General features: G+C 50.6%; 18 protein-coding genes. 6 read left to right on the forward strand and 12 right to left on the reverse strand.

The features are described from left to right. Positions 1–14 precede the first annotated feature (14 nt). The 4 genes from PGL01S_RS21060 to PGL01S_RS21075 all read right to left on the reverse strand — a co-directional run bounded on the left by PGL01S_RS21060 (position 15) and on the right by PGL01S_RS21075 (position 4,439). Positions 15–1,232 carry an AGE family epimerase/isomerase gene (locus PGL01S_RS21060; RefSeq protein ID WP_127496546.1) on the reverse strand — a complete coding sequence of 406 codons (1,218 nt, stop codon included), beginning with the start codon at positions 1,230–1,232 and terminating at the stop codon, positions 15–17. Positions 1,233–1,353: 121 nt separating this feature from the next. After that, positions 1,354–2,364 carry a substrate-binding domain-containing protein gene (locus PGL01S_RS21065; RefSeq protein WP_127496547.1) on the reverse strand — a complete coding sequence of 337 codons (1,011 nt, stop codon included), beginning with the start codon at positions 2,362–2,364 and terminating at the stop codon, positions 1,354–1,356. A 153-nt stretch (positions 2,365–2,517) separates the two neighbouring features. Beyond that, entirely contained in the window at positions 2,518–3,324 is an 807-nt protein-coding gene (gene yjbM, locus PGL01S_RS21070) for a GTP diphosphokinase (protein WP_127496548.1), read from the reverse strand. A gap of 17 nt (positions 3,325–3,341) precedes the next feature. Continuing rightward, on the reverse strand, positions 3,342–4,439 hold the full coding sequence (locus PGL01S_RS21075; RefSeq protein ID WP_127496549.1) for a quinone-dependent dihydroorotate dehydrogenase: 1,098 nt from the start codon (positions 4,437–4,439) through the stop codon (positions 3,342–3,344). Between the two features lie 173 nt (positions 4,440–4,612). Here PGL01S_RS21075 and PGL01S_RS30930 point away from each other — a divergent pair, with 173 nt between their 5' ends. After that, on the forward strand, positions 4,613–4,753 hold the full coding sequence (locus PGL01S_RS30930; RefSeq protein ID WP_164775541.1) for a hypothetical protein: 141 nt from the start codon (positions 4,613–4,615) through the stop codon (positions 4,751–4,753). A 74-nt stretch (positions 4,754–4,827) separates the two neighbouring features. Here PGL01S_RS30930 and PGL01S_RS21080 read toward each other — a convergent pair whose 3' ends face one another. Continuing rightward, on the reverse strand, positions 4,828–5,064 hold the full coding sequence (locus tag PGL01S_RS21080) for a ferredoxin (RefSeq protein ID WP_015843751.1): 237 nt from the start codon (positions 5,062–5,064) through the stop codon (positions 4,828–4,830). A 147-nt stretch (positions 5,065–5,211) separates the two neighbouring features. Further along, positions 5,212–6,480, reverse strand: a complete 1,269-nt coding sequence (locus PGL01S_RS21085) for a DNA polymerase IV (RefSeq protein WP_127496550.1) — start codon at positions 6,478–6,480, stop codon at positions 5,212–5,214. Between the two features lie 174 nt (positions 6,481–6,654). Between PGL01S_RS21085 and cimA the strand changes: the two genes are divergently transcribed. Beyond that, the gene (gene cimA, locus PGL01S_RS21090; RefSeq protein ID WP_127496551.1) at positions 6,655–8,271 is read left to right on the forward strand and encodes a citramalate synthase; all 1,617 of its coding nucleotides are present in this window, start codon (positions 6,655–6,657) and stop codon (positions 8,269–8,271) included. Between the two features lie 50 nt (positions 8,272–8,321). On the opposite strand, the gene PGL01S_RS21095 is transcribed toward cimA, so the two are convergent. Further along, positions 8,322–8,855 carry a TlpA family protein disulfide reductase gene (locus PGL01S_RS21095; RefSeq protein WP_015843748.1) on the reverse strand — a complete coding sequence of 178 codons (534 nt, stop codon included), beginning with the start codon at positions 8,853–8,855 and terminating at the stop codon, positions 8,322–8,324. Between the two features lie 128 nt (positions 8,856–8,983). On the opposite strand from PGL01S_RS21095, the gene PGL01S_RS21100 reads away from it, so the two are divergent. Both PGL01S_RS21100 and PGL01S_RS21105 read left to right on the forward strand, forming a co-directional pair. Beyond that, positions 8,984–10,189 carry an MFS transporter gene (locus tag PGL01S_RS21100; protein WP_127496552.1) on the forward strand — a complete coding sequence of 402 codons (1,206 nt, stop codon included), beginning with the start codon at positions 8,984–8,986 and terminating at the stop codon, positions 10,187–10,189. A 58-nt stretch (positions 10,190–10,247) separates the two neighbouring features. Further along, entirely contained in the window at positions 10,248–10,679 is a 432-nt protein-coding gene (locus tag PGL01S_RS21105; RefSeq protein WP_127496553.1) for a M67 family metallopeptidase, read from the forward strand. On the opposite strand, the gene PGL01S_RS21110 is transcribed toward PGL01S_RS21105, so the two are convergent. Genes PGL01S_RS21110 through PGL01S_RS21120 form a run of 3 tightly spaced genes read right to left on the reverse strand, consistent with a single transcriptional unit; the run spans position 10,665 to position 13,883 of the window. Next, positions 10,665–11,399, reverse strand: coding sequence for a 3'-5' exonuclease (locus PGL01S_RS21110; RefSeq protein ID WP_127496554.1), 735 nt, complete (start codon positions 11,397–11,399; stop codon positions 10,665–10,667). The genes PGL01S_RS21105 and PGL01S_RS21110 overlap by 15 nt on opposite strands. Before the next feature lie 17 nt (positions 11,400–11,416). Then, positions 11,417–12,484 carry a DUF294 nucleotidyltransferase-like domain-containing protein gene (locus PGL01S_RS21115; protein WP_127496555.1) on the reverse strand — a complete coding sequence of 356 codons (1,068 nt, stop codon included), beginning with the start codon at positions 12,482–12,484 and terminating at the stop codon, positions 11,417–11,419. 40 nt (positions 12,485–12,524) lie between these two features. After that, the gene (locus PGL01S_RS21120) at positions 12,525–13,883 is read right to left on the reverse strand and encodes an ammonium transporter (RefSeq protein WP_127496556.1); all 1,359 of its coding nucleotides are present in this window, start codon (positions 13,881–13,883) and stop codon (positions 12,525–12,527) included. A 343-nt stretch (positions 13,884–14,226) separates the two neighbouring features. Between PGL01S_RS21120 and PGL01S_RS21125 the strand changes: the two genes are divergently transcribed. After that, a complete protein-coding gene (locus PGL01S_RS21125; protein WP_127496557.1) occupies positions 14,227–14,667 on the forward strand; it encodes a MerR family transcriptional regulator in 441 nt (146 codons plus the stop codon). Positions 14,668–14,719: 52 nt separating this feature from the next. After that, positions 14,720–15,406: a zinc metallopeptidase gene (locus tag PGL01S_RS21130; protein ID WP_127496558.1), complete on the forward strand. Its 687-nt coding sequence runs from the start codon at positions 14,720–14,722 to the stop codon at positions 15,404–15,406. A 62-nt stretch (positions 15,407–15,468) separates the two neighbouring features. On the opposite strand, the gene gltC is transcribed toward PGL01S_RS21130, so the two are convergent. Beyond that, positions 15,469–16,386 carry a glutamate biosynthesis transcriptional regulator GltC gene (gltC, locus tag PGL01S_RS21135; protein WP_127496559.1) on the reverse strand — a complete coding sequence of 306 codons (918 nt, stop codon included), beginning with the start codon at positions 16,384–16,386 and terminating at the stop codon, positions 15,469–15,471. A 32-nt stretch (positions 16,387–16,418) separates the two neighbouring features. Continuing rightward, positions 16,419–17,066, reverse strand: a complete 648-nt coding sequence (locus PGL01S_RS21140; protein WP_127496560.1) for a rhomboid family intramembrane serine protease — start codon at positions 17,064–17,066, stop codon at positions 16,419–16,421. Positions 17,067–17,073 lie beyond the last annotated feature (7 nt).

A 17,073-nucleotide genomic window follows, 5' to 3' on the forward strand; every position in this document is an offset into this window, starting at 1 on the left:
ATTCATCCCTTCGCCTATTTGGTTTGTACGTTCAGCTTCTCGAGTCGTTCCAGCACTTCCAGGCCCATACGGCCATTGTGATACGGGCATTTCCAAGCATCAACCTTCATGTCCGCCATGTCGGGCTCACCCGCCCGATTGACCTTCCAGAACCATTCTCCGTTTGCCTTGTCCACCAGATAACGATCGATAAACCGCCAGGTCCGGTAAGCCGCATTCAGAAAATAATCCTTGCCCGACAGCTGATAGGCATTCAGGAATCCCACGACCGCCTCCGCTTGCGGCCACCACACTTTATCGGTATCCGTCCAGCCCTTCGGGTCCGCTTCGTTAACGACCGCGCCGTCGGTATCCACGCCTTCCTCGTAGACGGCTTGCGCCATGGCAAGCGCAACCGCCTCCGTACGGTCAATCAGCTCCCCATCTCCCAGTACCTCCGCTGCTTCCATGAGCAGCCAGCTGCCCTCGATATCATGTCCGTAAGAAATCTCGTGCGACTTGGAATTCCACCGTTCATCGAAGAACAGCTTGAAATGCGCGGACTGCGGGTCCACGATATGATCAAGCATCGTCGCGATAAGCTCCTTTTGACTTTCCTTCAAACGCTCCGAAGGCCATACCCGACACAAATTCGTATATGCTTCAAGCACGTGCAGATGCGTGTTCATAGATTTCTTCTCATTCAAATCGGTAGAGCTAAGGCTAAGCTCATCCGTGGCATCCCAGTTGCTATCAAGTGCTTCGATATACCCTTTGTATACAGGATCATAGCTATATCGTTCGATCAGCTCGAATAACTGAACGGCTTGCTTAAGCACCTCTTCATTCGGGCAAGCCCGCACGAATTCCGAAAAAGCATACAAAACAAAGGCTTGACCGTAAATTTGTTTTTTCTTCGATATGGGCTCTCCCTCGTGGTTCAACAGCCAGAAGTATCCTCCGTTCTCCCGGTCGTAAAAACAGGAGGTTAAATAACGGTAAGCCCGTTCAGCCATCGTCAAATAGGCAGGCTCTCCATACTTTCGGTATGCGGAAGCGTACGTCCACAAAAGGCGCGCGTTTAATACGAGGGATTTATCCGCCTTCTCCTGAATCTTCAAATCATTGGCGATCCGCCCAACGAACCCTCCATCCCGTTCATCAAGCGCATGCTTCATCCAAAAGGAAAGAATATTATCTTGCAGCTCGCTTTCGATCTCTTGCCGCCAGCTTTTTAAGTCTTGCTGCTCCACCCGTTTCAGCTCCCCGGTTATAACTTAAGTAAATTAAATATTAAGTTATCGATTAAGTTACAAGTTCATTGTAAAAGGACTGCTCACTCCCGTCAATAAAAAAAGCATGAAGCGACTATCGTCACTTCATGCTTCTTACCGATTCCCGGTAAATCATTTTCCCTCTGACCAGTACCCTGCCGCTGTTTAATGCGGGGTCACTAATTTTGCGGACCATCTTGTTAACCGCCGTTTTAGCCATTTCCTGTCTGTCAACTTCAACCGTCGTAAGCGCCGGCTCGGCAAGGGTGGCGTAAATATCGTTATCGAAGCCAACAACCGAGCAATCCTCCGGTACCCGAACTCCTTGCTTGCGCAGCGTATTCATCAGAAGATAGGCCACTTGGTCGCAATTGCAGGCAAAAGCGGTTGGCAGTGCTTCCGGGATGGCGACATCCAGCAATTTGCCGCTCTCATCCCGGTCATTCAGGATGTATTCCTGCCGCAGCGGTATGCGATGCTCAAGGAGCGATTTATAATAACCCAGAAAACGGTCTTGTATACTGCTGGTAGCATGCAAGCTGCCAACAAAAGCGATATCCCGGTGGCCGTTTGCGATCAAATAATTGGTCATCTCGTACATGCCGTAGAAATTATCCGTAATGACGTAATCCAGTTCCGTCCGGTCCGTATAAAAATCCAGAAATACAAGAGGGATGCCGGTTTCATGAATGGCCGAAATATAAGCATTGCTTAGCTGGCCTAATATAATAAACCCGTCGACCTTGCGGTCATGGTAGATTCTCGGCAGTACGAGCTGCCCTTCATCTTCCTCGCTCAACGTATGCAGAATGCCGGAATACTGCACATCCTCCAGAGCGGTAGACAGATACTGATAAAATTGAAGATAAAAAGACTGCGTTACGCTGGCATACCTCTCTGCTATAACAACGCCAATGTTGTAGGAGAGCCCTTCCTTCATTGCCTTCGCCGCCGTATTGAACCGGTAGCCCATTTCCTGGGCAATCTCCTTAATCTTCTGCTTGAGTTCGTCACTGACGCCTTCTTTGTCGCCCAGCGCTTTCGAGACGGTTACGCTGCTGACGCCAAGCCTATTTGCGATATCCTTCATCGTTACATGGTTCTGCTGCATCTTATGCCTCCCGGCCGTTAAGCTTCATGCTTCATGTTTATCGTTAACCTTACATCGTTAAGATAAGGCGGACTCAAGTTTTTGTCAAATTTCAGCGCAAATAAAATCCCGCGTCCTGCCTATAAGCAGTACGCGGGATTTTGAAGATGAGCCTCAGCCAGGATTGTTGCCTTTCTTCGCGCGGAGAATCGCCGCTTCAATATCAACCGACAGCTGCTTGAGACCATACAGGTCCTCCTGCTCAAACAGCTCGTTGAATTTCATCTGGAATTGCGCCGCTTCTCTTACGCGGTGATAGAAATACAAATCCTGAATGGCGCTGAGCACGGTGGAAACCACGTTGGAGCGCTCCTCGAAGTCGCGCTGCGCATCCAAAATTTCGTGCCGGATGCTCGACATCTCGGTATCCAGCAGAAAAGCCGCTTCGGCTGCTTTCTTCAACCGCTCGCGAACGTCGTCCGGCAAGCTTTCCTTATATTTATAATTCAGCGAATGCTCAATCGTAGCCCAGAAATTCATCGCAAGCGTGCGAATCTGAATTTCGGCGAGCACGAATTTTTGACCAAGCGCCGTTTGCACCGGATATTCCACAATCATATGGTAGCTGCGATAGCCGCTGTCCTTGTAATTCGTAATGTAGTCCTTCTCGTAGACAAGCTTCAGATCCTTCCGGATGCGGATGAATCCGGCGACACGGTGAATATCGTCTACGAACTGGCACATGATCCGGATACCCGCGATATCCTCGATGCCTTTTTCCAGCTGATCGGCGGGAACGCTAAGCCGTCTCGCCTTCTCCAGTATGCTTGACACTTTCTTAACACGACCGGTAACGAACTCGATCGGAGCATACGCCTCACGCATCTTAAGCTCGACCCGCATCGTCTTCAACTTCACTTTCAATTCTTCGACTGCTTGCTCGTAAGGCTGTAAAAAAAGATTCCAATCTCTTCCATCCATCCGGCCGCCTCCTGTTCCTATCGATGATCTGCGCCCACTGCCTCCGATATGTTACGGTAGCCGTCTTTACGCAATCGTTCTTTTAAGCCGTTCGTCAGTTCGCGGAGTACTCCTGGACCTTTATAGATCAAAGCGGTATAAATTTCGACGAGCGAGGCTCCGGCGCGGATTTTATCGTATGCGTCATCCGCCGTGAAAATTCCGCCCGAACCGATAATCGGAAGCTTGCCTTCCGTCTGCCGGTATACCGCCCTAACAACCTCGGTCGAGCGCTCGCGCAGCGGCGCTCCGCTAAGTCCGCCCGTTTCCTTGGCGTTAGGATGCTTAAGCCCTTCTCTTGAAATCGTCGTATTCGAAGCGATAATGCCCGCTACGCCGCTGTCTTTAATCGTCGAGACGGTAAGCTCAAGCTGCTCGTCCGTCATATCAGGAGCAATCTTCACCAGAACCGGCTTTGCTTTACTACCTAATTTCGACGCCTGAAGCCCGATTTCCTCCAACACTTCGCCAAGAAGCGTGCGCAGCTCGTCGCCATGCTGCAGCGCGCGCAGATCCGGCGTGTTCGGGGAACTGATGTTGACGACAAAGAAGTCGCCATACGGATATAACACTTGTATGCAGGAACGGTAATCTTCGTGAGCCCGTTCATTTGGCGTTGCTTTATTTTTACCGACGTTAACGGCAATCGGGATCCGGTTAATCTTGCGCTGCGACAGCTGGCGGGCCATCGCTTCCGCCCCTTCGTTATTAAAGCCCATCCGGTTAATAAGCGCTTCGTCGGAAGGCAAGCGGAAGAGCCGCGGCAGCTCGTTGCCCGGCTGTCCTTTTGGCGTTACCGTTCCTACCTCGGCAAAACCGAAGCCGATGCTGGAGAAGCCGTCCGCTGCTACGCCATTCTTGTCCAGGCCGGCGGCAAGCCCTACCGGATGAGGGAAATGAATGCCGAACAGATCAACCGCAAGCTCTGGCGAATCGCTCACGCCGTACATGGCATGCAGCATGTTGTTCATGCCCGGAACGCGTCCGGCTGTATGCAGGCCGTCAATGACGAGATGATGAGCCTTTTCGGGATCCATTTGGAAAAATACCGGTTTAAGAATAGAAGAATAAAGCAAGATTACACACTCCGTTTCAAGTTTCTGTCCTACCTGACAGTTTATCTTTTTTATAAGAAAAAGAAAAGGGCGACGCTGGCCGGCAAGTCCTTCCGGATATTGCGGCAGAACAAGAAACCGTTTACAATGTGGGTATATGGTATTCATTTTTCCCACGGAAAGGTTGATTGACGATGAGCACAGCCAAACGGAAAGCTCCCGCTATGAAACAGAAGCAAAAAGAAGAGGTAAACGTCAAGGCGCTCGCCTGGATCGGTTCGGTCGTGGTTGTTATTATCGCCGCCGTTACCGTCCTCCTCATCCTCAATCAATAGTCATACGCAGACGCGCAAAAAAACTCCATGCTCCCAGCGAACGCTGAAGTAGCATGGAGTTTTATTATGACAGCTTACATATTAAACGGATCGTCAGCGATTTTGATCGAATCTGTAGGGCAGCCGTCGCAAGCATCTTGCAGATCGTCGTACAGATCTTCAGGAATTTCTGTATTACCATGGTTGCCGTCGTTACCGAAGATGACTTCAGCAATACCCTCATCGTCGTAATCGTAAATATCTGGTGCCGTAGCGCCGCAAGCTCCACATGCGATACAGGTGTCTTTCTCTACCCATGTAAATTTAGCCATTGGTATTCCCTCCCACAAAAAATAGACATAAAAATGCTTCTGCAAACGTCGTGATGTATCTACCGCTCGCTATAATTATTGTGAACCTTCACTCATCAATATATAACAAACCGACCACCTTGGCAACAAGCTATGCCCATGCAATTGTTACAATTCATCCTTTTGGAGAGAAGTGCCGCGCAATCGCTTATTGCGGATAAGCACGGACGGATCATCCCCCAGCATGCCCGCCGTAAGTACGGCACTCTCGCCAAATTTGTCCCGCAGCACATCCATCGTTTTGGTCAATGCTTCCTTGCGAGGCTGCTCCTTATAATCGAACAGATCAAGCTGAACGGCAGTCTCTTCCTCCGCCGTCAGATTTTGCAGGGTAACCCCTAGGAGCCGGGCAGGTTCATTTCCCTTCCAATGTTCATCGAACAGCCGACAGGCTTCATGATAAATAACATCCGTCGAATGGGTCGGGGCGCGAAGCGTGCTGGAACGCGTTATAGTGGCCATATCCGGCTTCCGGATCGTGATCTGGACCGTTGATGCCATAAGCTTCTGCCGCCGCAGCCTGCGGGCCGTCTGGTCGGCCAAATTGAGCAGAATCCGGTGGGCATCCTCCCTGTCCGTTACGTCATAAGGCAGCGTGGTGGTGTGCCCGATCGACTTGCTTTGCTCCCGGTCCGCGCGCACCTCGGAATGATCAATGCCGTGGGCGGCCGACTTCATCCACGAGCCGTATATGCCGAACTGGCGAATAAGCAGCTCCTCGTCGGCCGCCGCGAGCTGACCGATTGTTCGTATGCGCAGCCTCTCCAGCTTTTCGGCCGTTTTTTTCCCGAGACCATGAAGCACGTCGCATGGTTTATCCCACAATACATTCGGTACATCCCGTAGCCGCAATACCGTCAATCCGTTAGGCTTCTTCATATCGGAAGCCATTTTGGCGAGCAGCTTGTTAGGCGCGACGCCAATCGAGCATGGCAGCGTCCACTCTTCCGCGATCCGCTTTTGCAGCGCTTCCGCGATTTCCAGGGGCGAACCGAAGATCTTTGAGCCGGTAATATCCATATAACATTCGTCGATCGAGATCGGCTCCACTAAGGGCGTATATTCCCTTGCGATCTTCATAAACCCGCGCGAATATATGCGATACAGCTCAAAATCCGGCTGGATGATGATGAGATCGGGACAGATCCGCATCGCCTGCCTAACGGTCATGCCCGTCTTGATTCCCTTGCCTCGCGCGGCGTAAGAGCAGGTGACGATAATCCCTTTGCGGAGCTCTACGCTTCCGGCAACGGCCGTCGGCTTTCCTTTATATTTCTCTGGTTCCTCCGCTTCGTGCACGGAGCAGTAGAATGCATTCATATCCAAATGAAGAATGACGCGCCCTTTGGCCGGATAATCCTTGTGTACGTCAGCCATAGCCTGTATTCACCTTCCTACTCCTCCCAGCATACCGCCCAGCAGGAAGGTGCGTCAAATCATATGGAGGCGTCAAAAAAATTCCATGCTCCTCTCTACATTCTAATCAACAAGTGTTATAATAGTTAATTATATTTTGTGTAGGCGATCAGTGAAAAAGGAGGCGTCCCGGCTATGACAACATCGATAACAATATTTGATACTACGCTGCGCGACGGTACGCAAGGCGAAGGGATCAGCCTGTCAGCGGATGATAAGCTCAAAATTGCTCAAAAACTTGACGCTCTCGGCGTTCATTATATTGAAGGCGGGAATCCTGGAAGCAACGGCAAGGATATTGAGTTTTTCCAACGGGTTAAGAGCTTGAAGCTGCAATCGAAAATTACGGCATTCGGAAGCACGCGCCGTAAATTCAGCCAGGCTGATCAAGACGCTTCCCTCGTGCGCATTGCGGAGTCCGGCGTACCGGCGGCTACGCTCGTAGGCAAATCGTGGGATTTCCACGTGCATACGGCTTTGCAGACTACGCTGGAAGAAAATTTGTCCATGGTTTACGATTCCATCGCTTTCTTGAAGCAAAGAGGCATGGAAGCCTTGTTTGACTCCGAGCATTTCTTCGACGGGTACAAAAACAATCCGGAGTATGCGGTAGCGGTATTGCGAAAAGCCCAGGAAGCCGGCGCAGATTGGCTGGTGCTCTGCGATACGAACGGCGGTACCTTGCCGGGTGAAATTCACGAAATCGTCAGCCGCATCCGCCAAGAGCTGACGGCGCCTATCGGCATACATACCCACAATGACTGCGAGCTGGCCGTGGCCAACTCCCTTGCAGCCATTCAGGCCGGTGCGCGTCAGGTGCAAGGAACGATTAACGGTTACGGCGAACGCTGCGGCAACGCGAATCTTTGCTCGATCATCCCGAATCTTCAGCTCAAGATGGGTTACGATGTTCTCCCGGAAGAGAAGCTTCGGTCACTAACCGGCACCGCCCGTTACGTGAGCGAGATTGCGAACGTGAATATGCCGGTCGGACAGGCTTATGTCGGCAATGCCGCATTTGCCCACAAAGGCGGTATCCACGTGTCGGCAATCATGAAAGACTCCAAAACGTACGAGCATATCCAGCCTGAGCTTGTAGGCAATAAGCAGCGCATTCTGGTATCCGAGCTTGCCGGCCAATCGAATATTATTTCGAAGGCGCAGTCGCTTGGACTGGATGTGAATGCCAACAACGAGCAGACCAAAGCGATCATGGATCATATCAAGGAGCTTGAACACCAAGGCTATCAATACGAAGCCGCGGACGCTTCCCTTGAGCTTCTTCTCCGCCAAGCCTTCGGCGAGCCGGTTGAAGTCTTCAAGGTTGAGTCGTTCAAGATTCTGGTTGAGAGCGGCGCGAAAGGTCAAATGAACTCGGAAGCCATCGTCAAGCTGAACGTAGACGGCCAGCAGGTCTACACGGCAGCGGAAGGCAACGGTCCGGTCAACGCGCTCGACAATGCCCTGCGCAAAGCTCTGGTGCAGTTCTATCCGAAGATCGAAGAGATTCATCTCTCCGACTATAAAGTTCGCGTATTTGACGAAAAGGATGCAACAGCCGCCAAGGTGCGCGTTCTCATCGAATCCTCTAATGTGGACAGCACATGGAGCACGGTAGGCGTATCCAGCAACGTAATCGAAGCAAGCTGGGAAGCGCTTGTCGACAGTATCCGTTATGCTTTGCTTAACATGGAGAAGTCAACAACGGCAAACTTTGACAATATCGAACGCATCGGCGTAATTAACCACTAAATTAAAAGAAACGCCCGGCAGCTAGTCTGCCGGGCGTTTCTTTTTTAAAATCAGCTGTATTGCTCAATCAGCCTTTCCCATTCGTCAATCGTAATGACGCCGTTGATTCTCTCGCGGATGACACCCGAGGAGTCGATCAGGAATGTTGTAGGGAACGTATCTACCTTGTAGGTATTGGTGACATCCCCTTTCCGGTCCATCAGAACCGGGAACGTAAATTCATGATCGTCCACAAACTGCCTTGCCGCTCTTTCCTTATCGAACTTTGTGGCATTTACGCCGTAAAACGCGATTTTATCCCCGTATTTCTCATACAGCTTCTGCAAATCCGGCGCTTCCAGCTCGCATGGACCGCACCAGGAAGCCCAAAAATTCACAAAGGTCAGCTTGTCCTGCTTGCCGCCGATTGCGTAGTTCTTCTCATCAAGCCCCGGAAGCTCAAAGGTTACCGCCTCGGAGCCGGCCTTTGGCTTGAAATCGGAAGCCGCTGCCGTAACGCTTGATTCATCCTTGGATACATATTGATACACCGCTAAACCAGCCAATACAAATGCGGCGATAAACAGCATCGTAGCGCGCTTCATGGTGTCCCTTCTTTCTTCTTCATTTCTAGATTATGCCTATCGTAACACGGCGAGGAATGGAAGCTCAAGCCGGGGGGCACATTAGCCATAAAATCGTCAATGTCACCTAGATCGGAGGACAACCTTTTATGGCCGAACACAAATGGCTGCAGTATATCGCTTTTGCTTCCGTCCCGCTCGTCCTGGTGCTCGGCAACTCCATGCTTGTCCCGATTTTGCCCGACCTCGCCAAACAAATGAAGCTGTCCGAGCTGCAGTCCAGCCTTGTTATCACTTTATTCTCGGTAAGCGCCGCCGTTTTCATACCAGCGATTGGGTATTTGTCGGACCGTTTCCGCCGCAAAGCAATCATCATTCCCGCATTGGCGGTATATGGGGCTGCGGGAATCGTTGCGGGCTTTGCCGCGATTTGGGGGTCTTATTGGCTTTTGATCAGCTCGAGGGCTTTGCAAGGTCTCGCAGCCGCCGGAACCGCTCCAATTGCAATGGCACTGGTTGGCGATATGTACAAGGATGGCCAGGAAAGCGAAGCGTTAGGCATAGTCGAAGCCTCCAACGGCGCAGGCAAAGTGGTTAGTCCGATTCTTGGCTCTCTCCTCGCCCTTATTATCTGGTACGCGCCATTTTTTGCTTTTCCCGTATTTTGCGCGGCATCGCTGCTTGCCGTTTGGTTTTTTATAAAGGAACCGGATTCCAAATCCGAGCCCTTGAAGCTTAAGCAATATTTGACCGACATGAAAAAAATATTCCGTGAAAAAGGCCGATGGCTGATTACCGCATACTGTACGGGAGCATTAGGCCTATTCCTGTTATTTGGGGTCTTGTTTTATTTGTCCGATCTGCTGGAGAAACCTCCCTACAACATCGACGGTGTTCTGAAAGGCTGTATTCTTGCCATTCCGCTGCTTGGTCTTGTCATAACCGCCTATTTAACCGGACATTCCATCAAGAAGGATGGCAAAAAAATGCGCCGGTGCATTCTAATCGGACTCTCGCTTATGAGCGCTGCCCTGATCGGCTGCTTGTTCAGCTATTGGCTCATCTACGTGTTTATTGGTTTCATCACAATAAGCAGCGTAGGCACAGGATTGCTTCTTCCCTGCCTAAACACATGGATTACAGGCTCCGTCGACAGCTCTCACCGGGGGATTGTAACCTCCTTCTATAATAGCTTAAGGTTTTTCGGCGTTGCCGCAGGCCCTCCGCTGTTCAGTTGGCTCGCGGACCGTTCGGTTACCGCTCTGTTTATCCTTTTGGCCGTGTTGGCTATTGTCGCCTTACTGTTCGCAATTCGTCTTCTGCATCCGGAAAAAACGGCTAATCCGGCTAGCTAAACCGTTCCTGGGGCATGTATAATGAGCTGTACCTTCAGGAAAGGAGCATCCGGCTTACATGCTTTCCATTGCCATAACACGTCCAGCATACGAACAGCTGCTTGGCTTTTGCCAAAAATCGCTGCCGCAGGAGGCATGCGGTGTTCTAGCAGGAGCGGCCGCGACGCCAGACAGCCCCGCGGTTGTTACCCATGTTTACATGATATCGAATGTACACGAAGAGCCCATTCGCTCATTCCGGTTTCATCCCGGGGAATGGGTATCCGCGTATTACGACATACAAAAAAACCGACAGTCGCTCGTCGGTTTTTTCCACTCCCATCCCATTTCATCGGCAGTTCCTTCCAAACGCGATTGGCTTGGCTTGCCGGTCTCCGATGATGGGCTCTCTTATTGGATAATCTCTATGCCGGGCAGTCCCGCGGCAGTTGTCCAGCCTTTCCGGATGGATGGACAAAACTTTCGTCCGCTTGCTCTAGTGCTTGCTTAAATAAGCGTATAAATCCCCTAATGTCGTAATATTCCGGTCCAAAATCCGGACAAGAAACTTTTGCCATAGCTTCGCCGTCATCAGGGAGTCCTGCAGGGCATGATGACGCTCGGTAATCGGAATCCCAAAGTCCTCCAGAAGATCGTCGAGCGCATAGGAAGCCCGCTTCGGCTCCAGCCATTTGGCAACGAGCATGGTGTCCAATACCCGGTGATTCAAGCTGACCTTGGAGGTCCGCCATAATGCTGCGTTCAAAAATTGCTTATCGTGTCCGGCGGCATGCGCAATCAACAGCCTCCTTCCGATAAACTCCATGAAATCATGGAGAACCTGCATCAGATCGGGCGCATCCTGCACCATCTCGTTCGTTATCCCCGTCAGCTCGATAATTTGCCTTGGAATACGGCGCTTCGGATTGACCAGACTATGGAACTGCCTGGATTCGTCAAGCTCAAGACCTTTCATATGGACAGCCCCAAACGATATGATCTCGTCGCCGTTAGAAGGATAAAAACCGGTCGTCTCCAAATCAAAAACAACGATATCGAGCTCCCTCAGAGGGGTATCCAGCATGGACTGTTTGCGCTGCTCCTTGTTGATGGAACGGATAAACGCCATCTGCTGCGCATTTTGCGAGCCCAGCATGGAAGCAAGGGCAGGCGTAAAGCCTCCCATTTTATACAGGTTCCACATCCGTCCGACGCCTTTTGGTTCCTTCATTCCCTTTCATCACCGCCTTACATAAGCCTTCCCGTTGTCCTTTTAAACACTTTGCGCTGTAGCTTCTTGCCGGTTTTTAACGCGCTCTTCAGCTCCTCGGTCATTTCTCTCGACAAGCTCCGGCTGGAGAGCTTACCGTTGTTGGCATATAGGCCGTCCTCATTCTGCTCCGTTGTCATTAACCGAAGCCGGAGAAAGAGCAGGAAGGCCTGCTCATATGCCGCAGCCTCCTCCGATGGCAATTGATCGTGGAGGGCAAGCGTGCGGATTCGGGACAACGTTGACGTCTCGCGGATGCCCGCTTGAACGGCCAGAAGCCGAATCGCGTTCACTAGGGGGATATAAGCGCCGTATTTGATATCCAGACTGCCGGCATCCGATCCGTATTGTTCCTTCAGCAAATGACCGAATAATCCGAGCAGCACTTTATGACGCATGGTATTGTCCAGCATTCGCCGCGTGATATTCGGATACTCTATTACATTATTGAAATATTGATCTCTTAGCTCAAATGCGAGACGATGATCGCCGTAAACCGACCTTCCGTCCGCCAAAATCAACAAGTACCGCACAGCTTCCCAGGAAGGTTCTCCAAACCAGCCATTCAGCTTGACCTTCCATTCGGTTAACGACATGCACCATTCCGGGTTGTTGCTCAGCACATTGCCTTCGCATAACGGATAACCGGACTGATGCAGCATCGAGACGATGATTGAGGTTAATTGCTGAAAATAAGCCGTTGTTTCCTCCGAATCGCTTGCGGAGTCTTCAAACACAATACCGCTGTCCTGATCACTCGACAGCGTCTGTTCCAGACGTCCTCCGCTGCCGAACAATAGATACGCGTAAGGCACGGGGGGAGAACCCATCCCCAACCGTGCCATTTCCGCTTCCGCTAATATGATTGAGCGGCAGATAAGCGTATCATGCAGCTCATTTAATTGTTCGTTGAATTGTTCGACCGGACTCATCTGGAGAATACCTTTCATATGCTCGTGTACTTGATCCCGCAAATTGCGCAGTACATTCACGTTATCGGCTTTGCCGATTTGCTTCAGAAGCTGCACACGCACCGGATCGCCCATCCGCCGCCTCTCCCCTCAGGTCAGTCCAACAAACCTTGCCTTAACCTTGGATGCCTTGACCTTTTTTAAGTTGCTCAGGATAACCATAAGCGCCGTGCTCACTCAGGTCAAGACCGATAATTTCTTGCTCTTCCGTTACGCGGAAGCCGATTGCTACTTTAATGAGGAAAAGAACCAAGAACGATGCTGCAAGGACAAACACTCCGCATACCAGAACCGACAGCGCCTGAACGCCCAATTGGTGCCAGCTGCCTGTATCGATCAGACCGCCTTGACCAACGCCAACTTTTGCAGCCAATTCGTCCGTTGCGAAAATACCGTTAGCCAGCGTACCCCAGATACCTGCGGCGCCATGCACCGACATCGCATAGATCGGATCGTCGACTTTGATTTTCTCGAAGAATTTCGCGCTGTAGAATACAAGCACGCCTGCTACCAAACCGATAACAACGGCAGCCCAAGGCTCTACGAATGCGCAAGAAGCCGTAATGGCAACCAGACCGGCAAGAGTACCGTTCAGCATAGTCGTAATGTCGGCTTTGCCATTAACCGCCCATGAGATCAGAAGAGCCGCAACGGCGCCGGCGCCGGCGCCCAGCATAGTAGTAAAGCCTACATAACCAAAGAAGCCATCGCCGATTGCAAGAGTAGAACCAGCATTAAAGCCGAACCAGCCAACCCACAGCAGCAATACGGAAAGTGCAGTAAACACTTGGTTGTGACCGGAAATTTCATTAGCGGAACCGTCTTTGTTAAATTTGCCGATACGAGGTTTCAACAGAACAGTTGCCGCGAATGCCGCAAGCGCGCCTGATAAGTGAACAACGGTAGAACCCGCGAAATCTTGCGCGCCGTCTTTTGCAAGCCAGCCGCCGCCCCAGATCCAGTGAGCCACGATTGGATAAATAACGCCAACGAAAACAATAGTAAAGATAAAGTAAGAGGACAATTTAGCTCGTTCCGCGAAGCCGCCCCATGCGATGGACAACGATACAGCAGCGAAAGCCAATTGGAACAGGAAGAACAAGGTAGTAGGAAGACCGTCATCTACGCTAATAATAGAAGGATCAAACAGGAAATCGCCGAATCCGATAAATCCGTTAATCGAGCTGTCGGCGCCAAATGCGAAGCCGTAACCAACCGCCCAGTAAATCAATGCCGCAAGTCCTGCCGTGAAAATCGTTTTGCCGGCAACGTGGCCAGCGTTTTTCATTCGGGTGGAGCCTGTTTCTAAAAGGATAAAACCGCCTTGCATGAGCAATACGAGCACGAAGGCTACCATTACCCACAGCGAGTTAATTCCCATGTTAAGTGTTCCTGCCGTTGGGTCATCGGCAAACGCCATAGCCGGGAACACCAAGCATAACGCAGCTAAAGTTAACACCATTTTCTTAATCAATACGACCACTCCCTTAATGTGATGTTTACTAACATGTTAGGAAAGACTTAATGTCATTATAGTCAGGAACACCTAATTTGACAATATATATTCTTGTAAAATAGAAAAAAAATCTAACGTTCGTGTCTCAAAACGAACGGAATGTTAAGTTTTTTCACAAATCCTCTAGGGAATTGGTTCTAGAGCCTATCCATTCTTCGCATTTTGAATCTACGACTTTGGAATCAGAAACTACGAACTTTCATTAAAGAGGCGAAATTTGTACATTCATGTAACACGTTTGACTGTACGGTTAGTTTCCGATTATGATTAGGGGACAGTATTATAGAAAGAAGGTGGAGAGATTGGGGATACGAAGCTTTATCGTATAGGCGAGCTCGCGAAGCTAGCGGGTGTCAGCCCTCGGACAATTGATTATTACACCTCAATGGGCCTGCTAGAACCGTCGGAACGTTCCGCCAAAAATTATCGCTTGTACCATGATGAAACTTTAGTCCGTCTCAAACGTATCGAACAAATGAAGAACGAAAAATATACGCTAGACGAAATCAAGGAAGCTTTGGACGGCTGGAGCAAGGTTACGCCGGAGGAGCAAGTGTCTCAGAAGCTGACAGACCTTCAGCATCATCTATCCCAGCTGGAACGAGAAGTAAAAGAGCTGGAGCCGGTGATCAAACAGCTTAAGCCGAGACAAGCAAACCGGCTGTACACCCGCTTGATGCCGCAAACCGCGGCTTGCATCGAGGCGTTAATGCTTCTCATTAACAAGGGACCATTTATGTAAGGATATGTCCCATCGATGCAATCCTTGACCACTCTGATGGAGGTATGATCACATGTTTTTTCACCCTATGGACTTCCTTATCCTAATCGCCTTTGGTTTATCCATTTGGGCGCAGTTCCGGGTAAAAGGAACGTTCAACCGTTGGGCCGGCGTACAAACCGCGTACGGATTGACCGGTTACCAGGCTGCAAGACGCATGCTGGACGCTAACGGCTTGCATGACGTACCTATTGAACCCGTACGCGGTACCTTGTCGGACCACTACGATCCGATCCACCGCGTTGTCAGATTATCCGAGCCGGTCTACTATGAAAGCTCGATTTCCGCCGTTGCGGTTGCCTGCCACGAGGTTGGCCACGCGATCCAGCACAAAGTTCATTACCCGATGCTGGTGCTTCGCCACCGGATATTCCCGGTCGTTAACATCGCATCCGGCATTGCACCGTTCCTGCTCATCGCCGGTTTCCTGTTCCACGCAATGAACCTTGTAGGACTAGGCATCATCTTCTTCTCCGTTGCCGTTGCCTTCCAGGTGATCACGTTGCCGGTCGAGTTCAACGCAAGCAACCGGGCACGCGATTTAATGGTAGCTGAAGGCTTTATTACAAACGAAGAAGAACGTGGCGTAGCCAAAGTACTTAACGCAGCTGCACTCACTTACGTGGCGGCAGCACTGATCTCTTTGCTGGAGCTGGTTAAGTACATTATGATCTTCACCTCTTCGAACAATGATGACTAACCAATAACAAAAGGGCTGCCCCAATCGTCACGATGACGATGGGACAGCCCTTTTTCTATCGTTTATTTCTCTTTGTTCCCTTGTTTCCCTTCAAGCTCGTTAAAGTATCTCAGCAGGAAGCCATGGAATACTTTTGCCACTAGCGGCATCTTCTCGTTAGAGCGATGAATGATGCCGATATTCCGAGTGACATTGGGAGTTCTTACGCGAACCTTCGCCGATTGCAGCACACCCGCATGATACAAGGCCATCTCCGGCAGCAGACTTACCCCCATACCGGCCGCAACCAGACCTCGGATGGTCTCGGTCTCTTCCCCTTCAAAGCCGATCTTCGGGGTAAATCCGGCCTCCTGGCAGGCTTCCCATACGATTGGCCGAAGCGAGTACCCTTCACTGAACATTACAAACGTATCTTCCTTCAGTTGAATAAGGTCGATCTCCTGCTCTCCGGCAAGCGGATGATTCGGTGGCAGGATAGCAAACAGTTCTTCCGTAAGCAGAACTTCGCCGCAAACCTGCTCGTGCTCATCCGGAAAAGGCGAGATAAAAGCGAGGTCAATCTCGCCTTTTACCATATCCCGAATCAAGGACGGGTACATCCCCTGACGGAATCGAAATTTGACATTAGGATGAAGCTTGCGGAAGGCTGCGACAACCTGGGGAACAACAGACACCCCGAGACTATGCGGAAAGCCTAGCCGGATTTCCCCTTTCTCCGGATCCATAAACTCGTGAATTTCCACGACTGCCCTCTCCAGATCGTCAAGGATCACTTCCGCGCGTTTAAGAAACAGCTGACCTACCGGCGTCAGCTGCAGGTTGCGCCCTTTCTGCAGGAACAGCTTCACACCCAGCTCTTCCTCGAGCTGATGGATTTGACGGCTGACCGCAGATTGCGCAACATGCAGCTCTTCGGCCGCTTGCGTCACATGTTCTTTTTTGGCAACCTTCACAAAATAATAAAGCTGTCGTAGTTCCATAATGTCTCCAATCTCTCCCGTACATCCTGATTCTAATACACGCGCCGTCTCTTCGTCATCGCGCGGTCCAATAAGCCGTAAAGCAAAAATCCTGCAACTCCGCCCCCAACATGCCCAAGCAGGCTTACGCTAGGCACGATAACCGAGAAGACCAGACCAAAGCCAAGAATCATATATACCGTTTTTCTTGAACCTTGGTCCAGCCATGCCTTGCGGAAGATCGCGATATAGAGAAACGCTCCAAACACCCCGTAGATCGCTCCCGAAGCTCCGGTGGACAAATAAATTGTCCGGTCATCCCCAAACAGACCATGGACCGCTCCGGTTACCAAATTCGCGATAATTCCGCATAAGAGATAAAACACGGCGTATTTCGCCGGCTTCAATAACCGCTCCAGAGGCGGAGCAAATACAAGAATCGAAAACATATTAAAGAAAATATGTTGAAAGCTTGAATGCATAAACATCGAGGTTATGATCCGCCAAGGTTCATGAAGTCCGTACGGATTATCCGGCATATAGCTGACAAACCCGCCTGACCGCATTAAATGATAATTGTCGTTAATATCCCCCGTCACGGCGATTGCAATAAAATAAATGAGATTAAGCGCAATGATCACGGAAGTAACCGGATAGGCGCGCAAATAACCCCGAAAGCTTTCGTATCTTAAAAAAATCATTACGTAT

The sequence above is a fragment of the Paenibacillus glycanilyticus NBRC 16618 genome (genome assembly GCF_004000805.1).
In the GTDB taxonomy this organism is placed as follows: Bacteria; Bacillota; Bacilli; order Paenibacillales; family Paenibacillaceae; genus Pristimantibacillus; species Pristimantibacillus glycanilyticus.